An 8,914-nucleotide genomic window follows, 5' to 3' on the forward strand; every position below is an offset into this window, starting at 1 on the left:
GCATGGCATCGAGCGCGATCACGGCCGTCGCGGAACCGGTCTTCCACCTGGAAGAAGAGCACGCGCACGCCGAAGGCGGCAGCACCATGCTCGGCTTCTGGCTCTATCTGATGAGCGACTGCCTGATCTTCGCCATGCTGTTCGCGGCCTATGGCGTGCTCGGCGGCAATTATGCGGCGGGTCCGGCGCCGAAGGATCTGTTCGATCTCGGTCTGGTGGCGGTCAACACCACCATGCTGCTCTTGTCCTCGATCACCTATGGCTTTGCCATGCTGACCATGGACAAGGGCCGCGTCGGCGCGACGCAAGCCTGGCTCGTGGTGACCATCCTGTTCGGCCTGGCGTTCCTCTCCATCGAGCTTTACGAATTCGCGCACATGATCCATGAAGGCGCGACGCCGCAGCGCAGCGCCTTCCTGTCGTCCTTCTTCACCCTGGTCGGCACGCATGGCCTGCACGTGACCTTCGGCATCGTCTGGATGGTGACACTGATGGTGCAGGTCGCGAGACACGGCCTCATCGAGGCTAACCGCCGCCGGCTGATGTGCCTTTCGATGTTCTGGCACTTCCTCGACGTCGTCTGGATCGGCGTCTTCACCTTCGTCTACCTGATGGGGATGCTCAGATGAGCGCTCATGATCATGCCGATCGCGACCACACCCATGGCGGCGCCGCGCACGGGTCGCTGAGGGGCTACCTGATCGGCTTCGTCCTGTCGGTGATCCTCACTGCCATCCCGTTCTGGATGGTCATGACCGGCGCCATGGACAACAAGCAGGCCGCGGCCATCATCATCATGGCCTTCGCGGTGGTGCAGATCGTGGTGCACATGGTCTTCTTCCTGCATATGACCCCTGCGTCGGAAGGCGGATGGTCGATGCTGGCGCTCATCTTCACAGTGATTCTCGTCGTCATCGTGCTGAGCGGCTCGCTCTGGGTGATGTACCACCTCAACGCCAACATGATGCCCGGGCTCCACGAGATGCGGGAGATGCCATGAGCCCCATTTCGGGCGTGGGCGTGTGGCGCGCGGGGAGGGCCAAAGCCGAGGCAAAGGACATGACCGGCTCTCATGCGGGCTCGAAGGGCTCCGCGTCGCGATTCTTGGCTGTGGCGCTTGGGCTTCTCGGCATTCTGGTGTTTCTCGGGCTCGGCGTCTGGCAGCTGGAAAGACGGGTCTGGAAGCTCGATCTGATCGCCCGCGTCGACCACCGCATCCACGCTCCCGTCGTCGATGCGCCCGGTCCGCAGGACTGGAGCGGGTTCAGCGCGCCGGATCACGAATATCGCCATGTGCGGCTGGCCGGGCGCTGGCAGGGCGGCGCCAACACGCTGGTGCAGGCGGTGACCGAGCTTGGCGGCGGCTATTGGGTGCTGACGCCGATGCGCGACGACCGCGGTTTCACCGTCCTCATCAACCGCGGCTTCATCCCGCAGGAGCGCAAGGTGGAGTTCGAGCGGGAGAAGGCCGCGCTCGCCGCGCCGGCGACGGTTGACGGGCTGCTGCGCATCAGCGAGCCCGGCGGCGGTTTCCTGCGCAGCAACGATCCGGTTGCCGATCGTTGGTATTCGCGCGACGTCGCGGCAATCGCCAAGGCGCGCGGCCTGGCGGATGTCGCGCCCTATTTCATCGATGCCGAGGCATCCGGCGCTGCTGGCTGGCCGCGCGGCGGGTTGACCGTCGTCACCTTCCGCAACAGCCATCTCGTCTATGCTTTGACCTGGTTTGCCCTGGCAGGGATGCTGGCGATGGCGCTTGCCAGGCAGGTCCTCGCCGGCCGCCGGAACTGGGATGTAGCGTGATGAATATCGCGTGGCCCCATCACGACAAGCCGTTCCTGACGCTTCCTCCAACGCGGCAGGGAGGCGCAGCCTCGGATGCCGACGTCACGAACAGGAAGAACCTGCTCCTGCTCATCCAGCTGCGCTGGCTGGCGGTGGCGGGGCAGGTGCTGACCATCCTGGCCACGCAATACTGGTTCGCCATCCCGCTGCCGCTCGCCGAGATGGCGGGCGTGGTGCTTTTCCTCGTCGGCCTCAACATCTTCAGCCTGCTCGCCCTGCGCGGCAACCGCCGGATCTCCAACGCGCAGCTCCTCGTCGCGCTGATTTTCGACATGGCGGCGCTGACGACGCAGCTCTACCTGAGCGGCGGCGTCTCGAATCCGTTCGTGTCGCTTTACCTGCTGCAGATCACGCTCGGCGCTGCGCTGCTGGCGCCATGGTCGACCTGGCTCCTGGTGGTGGCGGCCTCGGCCTGCTTCGTTTTCCTCATCTTCGTTTTCCAGCCGATCGCCATTCCGCATCACGGCGGCGGCGACCTCCAGGCGCTGCATCTGCGCGGCATGTTCATCTGCTTCGTGCTCGCGGCGGGCCTGATCGTGATCTTCATGACACGAATCAACCGCAACCTGCGCGAACGCGATGCCTATCTCGCCGACCTGCGCCAGCGTTCGGCCGAGGAAGATCACATCGTGCGCATGGGCCTGCTGGCCTCGGGTGCCGCGCATGAACTGGGCACACCGCTCTCGACAATATCGGTCATCCTGTCCGACTGGCGCCAGATGCGCGGCGTCAAGCGCAACCGCGAGCTTTCCGACGACGTGGCCGAGATGCAGGCGCAGATCGAACGCTGCAAAGGCATCGTCACGGGCATTCTCATGTCCTCCGGCCAGGCGCGGGGCGAGGGCACGATCCGCACCACGATCCGCAGCTTCCTCGACGATCTCGTCGAGGAATGGCGCGTCAGCCGTCAGCCTCTCAAGCTCGGCTACAGCAACGGCTTCGAGCCGGACGAGCAGATCGTGTCCGACACGGCGCTGAAGCAGGTGATCTTCAATGTGCTCGACAATGCGCAGGAAGCATCGCACGGTTGGGTCGGCGTCACCGCCGGGCGGCAGGATGAGAAGCTGGTGCTCTCCGTCGAGGATCGCGGACCGGGTTTCGACAAGGATATCCTGGACACGCTCGGCCAGCCCTATATGTCGAGCAAGGGGCGACCAGGCGGCGGCCTGGGCCTCTTCCTGGTGTTCAACGTGGTGCGCAAGCTTGGAGGCGACGTTTCGGCGCGCAACATGGCCGAGGGCGCCCGTGTTACCCTTTCGCTGCCGCTGGCGGCGCTGACCTATGGAGACGATCGTGAAATCTGATCGATCCTTGTTCGTCGTCGAGGATGATGCGACCTTCGCGCGCACGCTCAAACGCTCGTTTGAAAAGCGCGACTACGACGTCGTGGTCTGCCACGATCGCGAGGCGCTGCTGGTCGCGCTGGAAACGGCCGTCCCGGCCTACGCCGTCGTCGATCTCAAGCTCGGATCGGGATCTGGTCTCGAATGCGTCAAGCTTCTCAGCGCCCGCAATCCGTCGATGCGCATCGTCGTGCTGACGGGATTTGCCAGCATCGCCACGGCGGTCGAGGCGATCAAGCTCGGCGCGGGCCACTATCTGGCCAAGCCCGCCAACACCGATGACATCGAAGCCGCCTTCGGCCGCGCCGAGGGTGACGTTTCGGTGCCGCTCACCAGCCGCCCCACCTCGATCAAGAACCTCGAATGGGAGCGCATCCACGAAACGCTCGTCGAGACCGGCTTCAACATCTCCGAAACCGCGCGCCGGCTCGGCCTGCACCGGCGCACGCTTGCCCGCAAGCTCGAGAAGCGCGTGGTGCAGTAGGGCACCGCATCAACCTTATTCGCGAACGGCCACGGCCAGCACCGAGACGCAGTCGCCCGCCTTGACCAGGCCCGGGAAATGACGCGCGGCGAGCAGTCCCGACATCCTGGCCCTGATCTCCTGCGGCGCCTGCCCGGTGCGCCCGACCGGATGTATGCACGCGACAACCTGGCCGCTCTCCACAGGCTCGCCGAGGTCGACCATCGTCTCGATCATGCCGTCATCCTCGGCGAAGGCGAAGCAATCACCCGACGGCATGTCCAGCCACTGAGTTCTGCCCTTCTCGACCGCACCATCGACGATGCCGGCGTGGCGCAGCACGTTGAGGATGCCGCGCCGGGCGATCCGCACCGTCTCGGCGCGAGAAGTTCCGCCGCCGCCGAGCTCGGTGGTGACGAAGACCTTGCCCATCTCCTCGGCGGCCGTGTCATACATGCCGACCGCGTCGATCTCGGTCATGCGCATCGAGAACGGCGCCGAGAAAGCCTCGACGGCGGCGAAGGCCTTTTTCTCTTGGGCCTTGTCCGGCAACGTATGCGCCGCGCAGAACGGCACGAAGTCCAGCGTTTTTCCGCCCGAGTGGAAGTCGAAGACGATGTCTGCGCGCGGCAGCAGCTCGCGCTGGAAATAGTCGGCGATCTTCTCGGTCACCGTGCCGTCCGGCCTGCCGGGGAAGGAACGGTTCATGTTGCCCTTGTCGATCGGCGAGGTGCGCGTGCCGGCCCGGAACGCCGGATAGTTCATCGCCGGCACGATGATGACCGTGCCGGAGACATTTTTCGGATCGAGCGTGCGGGCGAGTTCGAAGAGCGCCAGCGGCCCCTCATATTCGTCGCCGTGATTGCCGCCGGTGAGCAGCGCCGTGGAGCCCTTGCCGTTGCGCACGACACAGACCGGGATCATCACCGATCCCCAGGCGGAATCGTCGCGGCTGTAGGGTAGGCGCAGGAAGCCGTGCTGGACGCCGTCGCGCTCGAAGTCGACGGTCGGCGCGATCGGCGAGGGACGCAAAGCGGACATCGGCTCAGTCCTTCACGAACAGCTTGCGCGGCACGTTGGCCAGGCACTCGACGCCGGCGTCGGTGATCAGGATCGACTCGGTGATCTCCAACCCCATCGTCTCCAGCCACAGTCCGGTCATGAAATGGAAGGTCATGCCGGGCTTGAGCTCGGTGCGGTCGCCGGGGCGCAGGCTCATGGTGCGCTCGCCCCAGTCCGGCGGATACGAAAGGCCGATCGAGTAGCCGGTGCGGTTGTCCTTGACGATGCCGTACTTTTTCAAGACGGCGAAGAAGGCATTGGCGATGTCCTCGCAGGCATTGCCCGGCTTGGCGGCGGCCAGACCTGCTTCCATGCCCTCAAGTGTGGCCTTCTCGGCATCGAGGAACGCCTGCGTCGGCTTGCCCAGGAAGACAGTGCGCGACAGCGGGCAGTGGTAGCGGTTGTAGCAACCGGCGATCTCGAAGAACGTGCCTTCGTTCACCTTCATCGGCTTGTCGTCCCAGGTGAGATGCGGCGCCGAGGCGTCCGCTCCCGACGGCAAGAGCGGCACGATCGCCGGATAGTCGCCGCCGATGCCGGCGACGCCGCGCGTGCCGGCATCGTAGATCTCGGCGACCAAATCGCATTTGCGCATGCCGACTTCGATCTTGTCGACGATACGCTGGTGCATGGCCTCGACGATGCGAGCGGCGTTGCGCATATACTCGATCTCGGTCGGGCTTTTCACGGCGCGCTGCCAGTTCACCAGCGCTGTGGCATCGGCAAAGCGGGCATTGGGCAGGTGCTTCTGCAGCGCCGCGAAGGCTGCGGCCGAAAACCAGTAATTGTCCATCTCGACGCCGATGCTGAGCTTGTCCCAGCCGCGCTCGGCCAGCACGCTGGCGAGGTAATCCATCGGATGCCGCTCGGTCGACTGCACATAATTGTCGGCGTAGCCGATGATGTCGTCATGCGCGAGATAGGCGGTGCGCTTGGCGCCGTTGGCGTCCTGGCCACGGCCGTACCAGACCGGCTCGCCGGAAGGCGGCACGATGACGGCCTGATGCACATAGAATGACCAACCGTCATAGCCTGTCAGCCAGGCCATGTTCGAGGGATCGCTGACGATCAGCAGATCGACGCCTTTAGCCTCCATGGCTTTTCGTGTCTTGGCGAGGCGCTCCGCATATTCGCCGCGCGAGAATTTCAAATTTGGCTGCATTTTGTTGTCCTCGTTTGTTGGGCCTGGCGGCCAGCATCAACTTTCGAAATCGAGCCCGGCATTGGCGGCGCGTGCACGGTCGCGAGCCAAAGTGGCGATTGCGGTGTCCTGCACGCCGGTGCCGGTGAGGTCGGCGATGGTGATGTCGCTGGCCGAGCGCCGTCCCGGCTTGCTGCCGGCGATGATCTGGCCGAGCTCCGTGACCTCGGCGTCGGCGGCGAAGACCGCCGCCTCGATGGCGTGATGGAGCTCGCCCAGGCGCCGCGTCTGCTTGGCGCTGTCGGCGACATAGAGATCGGCCATGCGCAGGATCGCCGGCGCGATCTCGTTCTTGTGCTCGGCGTCCGAGCCCATGGCGGTGATGTGCTGGCTGGCGGAGACGAAACCGGCCTTGATCAGCGGTTCGGTCGACGGCGTGGTGGTGACGATGATGTCGGCGCCCGCTGCCGCGTTCGCCGCATCCGGCTCGGTCCGCACCAGGATACCGAGCTTCTCGCGCAGGCGCGCGGCGGTGGTTTCAGCCTTGGCGGCGTCGCGCGCCCAGATGCGCGCTTCCTCGATCGGCCTGACAAGGCGCAGCGCTTCCAATTGAAGGCCGGCCTGCAGGCCGGCGCCGAAGATCGCGGCTACGCTTGAGTCTTGGCGCGACAAATGCTTGGCCGCGACCGCGCCGGCGGCGGCCGTGCGGATATCGGTCAGATAGCCATTGTCGAGCAGCAGCGCCTCGACCACACCAGTCTTGGCCGAAAGCAGCACCATCATGCCGCCGCCGCTCGGCAGGCCGAGCTGCGGATTGTCGAAGAAACCGGAGCTTATCTTGACGGCGAAACCGTCAATGCCCGGCACATAGGCGGACTTCACGTCGATCTCGCCGCGATGCTCGGGAATGTCGAGCCGCAGGATCGGTGGCATCGCCACCGGCAGCGTGGCCAAGGCGCGAAAAGCGTTCTCGACGCAGGCAACGGCGTCCAGATCGAGCGTCACGATCTTGCGCAGATCACTTTCGGTGAGAATGGTTATGCGGCTCATGCTGCGCGCTCCGCGATTGTCTCGCCGCAGACGATGCGGCGGTGCAGGTCCATGTCGATGTTCTTGCCGGAGAGGATGAGAACAGTGGGGCCGCTCACTTTGACCTTGCCGGCAAGCAGCGCGCCTATGCCGACGGCCCCGGCGCCTTCGACAATCTCACGCTCCTCTTCATACGCATGGCGGATGCCGGAGGCGATCTCGTCCTCGTCAAGCAGCACGACGTCGTCGAGCAGATCGCGGCACATGGCGAAGGTCACCCGGTTGTCGAGCCCGATGCCGCCGCCGAGCGAATCCGCCAGTGTCGGCAATTCCTCGACCTGCATGGGCCGGCCGGCGTCGAGGCTGGCCTTCATCGCTGCGCCGCGCGCCATCGAGATGCCGATGACTTTGGTGCGCGGGCTCACGCCTTTGACGGCGGCCGCAACACCGGCCGCCAGCCCGCCGCCGGAGAGCGGCACCAGCACGGCCGCGGCATCCGGCACCTGCTCCATGATCTCCAATCCGAGCGTGCCTTGCCCGGCGACGATATCGGGATGGTCAAAGGGCGGCAGCATGACCAGCCCTTCTTCCGCCACCAGCCTGTCGACTTCCTGCTGGGCGTCGTCCTGGCTGTTGCCGACGATGCGGATATCCGCGCCGAGGCGGCGGATGGCGTCGAGCTTGTTTTCCGGCACCAGCCTAGACATGCAGATCACCGCGCGGATGCCTTCGAGCTTCGCCGCATGCGCCAGCGCGCGGCCGTGATTGCCGGTCGAGGCGGCGACGACGCCGCGCGATTTTTCTTCCGCGCTCAATGCTGCGATCGCATTGGAAGCGCCGCGCAGCTTGAACGCGCCGGTGGTCTGGTGATGCTCCAGCTTGAGATGAACAGGACGGCCCGCGCGGTCCGAGAGGCTTTGCGACAGCACAATAGGTGTCCGCTCGACCTTGCCTGCAATGCGCTCGCGCGCCGCGCGAATATGCTGAAGCTCAACAATCATTTCGATCACGGACATTTCGTTCACTGGGCCAGCGGCTTCGTCCACAGCCGGCCGAATTCGGGCCGGGGCGTTTCGTCGCCGCACAGCCGCAGGCAGTTCCAGGCGCTGGCCTGGTTGCTGGTGACGACGGGACGTCCGATCGCCTCCTCCATGCCGGGAACCGCCAGTGCGGCGCGCAACGCGGTGCATGAGACGAACAGCGCATCGGCCTGCGGATGGGTGACGTTGCGCGCCAGCTCGACCAGGGACGCCGGCGTGATGCGCGCCATCTCGCGGTCGTCCTCGAAACCGAGGCAGGTGAAGCTTTGGATATCGAAGCCGTGCGCGGCGAAATAGGCGGCCATCGGCCGGCTGGTCTCGACGGTGTAAGGAGTCAGGATGCTGATGCGCTTCACCCCAAAAGCGTTCAGGCCGCGCACGCCGGCCTTCGGCGGGGTGACGACGGGCACGCCGGGCTTGGCTGCATGGATTGCCTGCTCGATCTCGGCGTCGCCGATCACCACCGACGCAGAGGTGCACGAGTAGCATATCGCATCGAGCGCCTCGTCCGGCAGGATCAGCGCCGCGCCCGCCGAAAGCGACGGCTGCATCTTGCGCAGATTATCCGGCGTCGTCGGATTGGCGTAGGGAATGCGCGCGACATAGACGCCGATCCGCTCGCTCGCCACCATGCGTCGGAAATCCACTTCGCTGGTGTGGTCGGTCGCAAGCGCGATCAGGCCGACGCGCTTTTCCAGCGGACGCGAGTCCAGCGCAGGACGCGCCGTTTCGAGGCGGATGTCGGGCAATGGGTTCATGACTTTCATCTTTCGATCCTGCCGTAGCGATGCTCCAGCCAGCGCAACAGCACAACGGAGCAGAGGCTGATGACAAGGAAGAAGGCGCCGACCAACGTCATCGGTTCGATGTAGCGGTAATAGGTGTTGGCGACGCTCTTGGCCTGGTTCATCAGTTCCAGCACGGTGATCGCCGACAGCAGCGGCGTCTCCTTGAACATGGCGATGAAATAGTTGGCCAGGGCCGGGATCAT

The 8,914-nt window shown here is 65.1% G+C and carries 10 protein-coding genes and 1 pseudogene; 5 read left to right on the forward strand and 6 right to left on the reverse strand.

Translation table 11 applies throughout. The features are described 5' to 3' along the window. Positions 1-2 precede the first annotated feature (2 nt). The 5 genes from cyoC to FJ980_RS14750 are packed head-to-tail and all read left to right on the forward strand — an operon-like array spanning position 3 to position 3,672. A complete protein-coding gene (cyoC, locus tag FJ980_RS14730; RefSeq protein ID WP_140543799.1) occupies positions 3-629 on the forward strand; it encodes a cytochrome o ubiquinol oxidase subunit III in 627 nt (208 codons plus the stop codon). After that, entirely contained in the window at positions 626-1,000 is a 375-nt protein-coding gene (gene cyoD, locus FJ980_RS14735; RefSeq protein ID WP_140543801.1) for a cytochrome o ubiquinol oxidase subunit IV, read from the forward strand. The genes cyoC and cyoD overlap by 4 nt, the downstream gene beginning before the upstream one ends. A gap of 59 nt (positions 1,001-1,059) precedes the next feature. After that, entirely contained in the window at positions 1,060-1,803 is a 744-nt protein-coding gene (locus FJ980_RS14740) for an SURF1 family protein (RefSeq protein ID WP_140543819.1), read from the forward strand. Beyond that, on the forward strand, positions 1,803-3,149 hold the full coding sequence (locus FJ980_RS14745) for an ATP-binding protein (protein WP_140543803.1): 1,347 nt from the start codon (positions 1,803-1,805) through the stop codon (positions 3,147-3,149). Before FJ980_RS14740 ends, FJ980_RS14745 begins: the two co-directional genes overlap by 1 nt. After that, positions 3,139-3,672 (forward strand): response regulator transcription factor, encoded by a 534-nt coding sequence (locus FJ980_RS14750; protein ID WP_210199992.1) that lies wholly within the window; start codon positions 3,139-3,141, stop codon positions 3,670-3,672. Before FJ980_RS14745 ends, FJ980_RS14750 begins: the two co-directional genes overlap by 11 nt. Positions 3,673-3,687: 15 nt before the next feature. Here the strand turns inward: FJ980_RS14750 and doeB are convergent, their stop codons facing one another. The 6 genes and pseudogenes from doeB to FJ980_RS14780 form a co-directional block, all read right to left on the reverse strand. Beyond that, positions 3,688-4,692: a N(2)-acetyl-L-2,4-diaminobutanoate deacetylase DoeB gene (doeB, locus tag FJ980_RS14755; RefSeq protein ID WP_140543805.1), complete on the reverse strand. Its 1,005-nt coding sequence runs from the start codon at positions 4,690-4,692 to the stop codon at positions 3,688-3,690. Positions 4,693-4,696: 4 nt separating this feature from the next. After that, positions 4,697-5,875 (reverse strand): ectoine hydrolase DoeA, encoded by a 1,179-nt coding sequence (gene doeA, locus FJ980_RS14760; RefSeq protein WP_140543807.1) that lies wholly within the window; start codon positions 5,873-5,875, stop codon positions 4,697-4,699. A 36-nt stretch (positions 5,876-5,911) separates the two neighbouring features. Further along, the gene (locus tag FJ980_RS14765; protein ID WP_140543809.1) at positions 5,912-6,904 is read right to left on the reverse strand and encodes a cyclodeaminase; all 993 of its coding nucleotides are present in this window, start codon (positions 6,902-6,904) and stop codon (positions 5,912-5,914) included. Beyond that, a complete protein-coding gene (eutB, locus tag FJ980_RS14770) occupies positions 6,901-7,884 on the reverse strand; it encodes a hydroxyectoine utilization dehydratase EutB (protein WP_140543821.1) in 984 nt (327 codons plus the stop codon). Before eutB ends, FJ980_RS14765 begins: the two co-directional genes overlap by 4 nt. 20 nt (positions 7,885-7,904) lie before the next feature. Beyond that, on the reverse strand, positions 7,905-8,681 hold the full coding sequence (gene eutA / locus FJ980_RS14775; protein WP_140543823.1) for an ectoine utilization protein EutA: 777 nt from the start codon (positions 8,679-8,681) through the stop codon (positions 7,905-7,907). A gap of 5 nt (positions 8,682-8,686) precedes the next feature. Then, a pseudogene (locus tag FJ980_RS14780) lies at positions 8,687-8,914 on the reverse strand (ectoine/hydroxyectoine ABC transporter permease subunit EhuD); the annotation flags it as partial.

The organism is Mesorhizobium sp. B1-1-5 (assembly GCF_006443065.1).
Classification (GTDB): Bacteria; Pseudomonadota; Alphaproteobacteria; order Rhizobiales; family Rhizobiaceae; genus Mesorhizobium.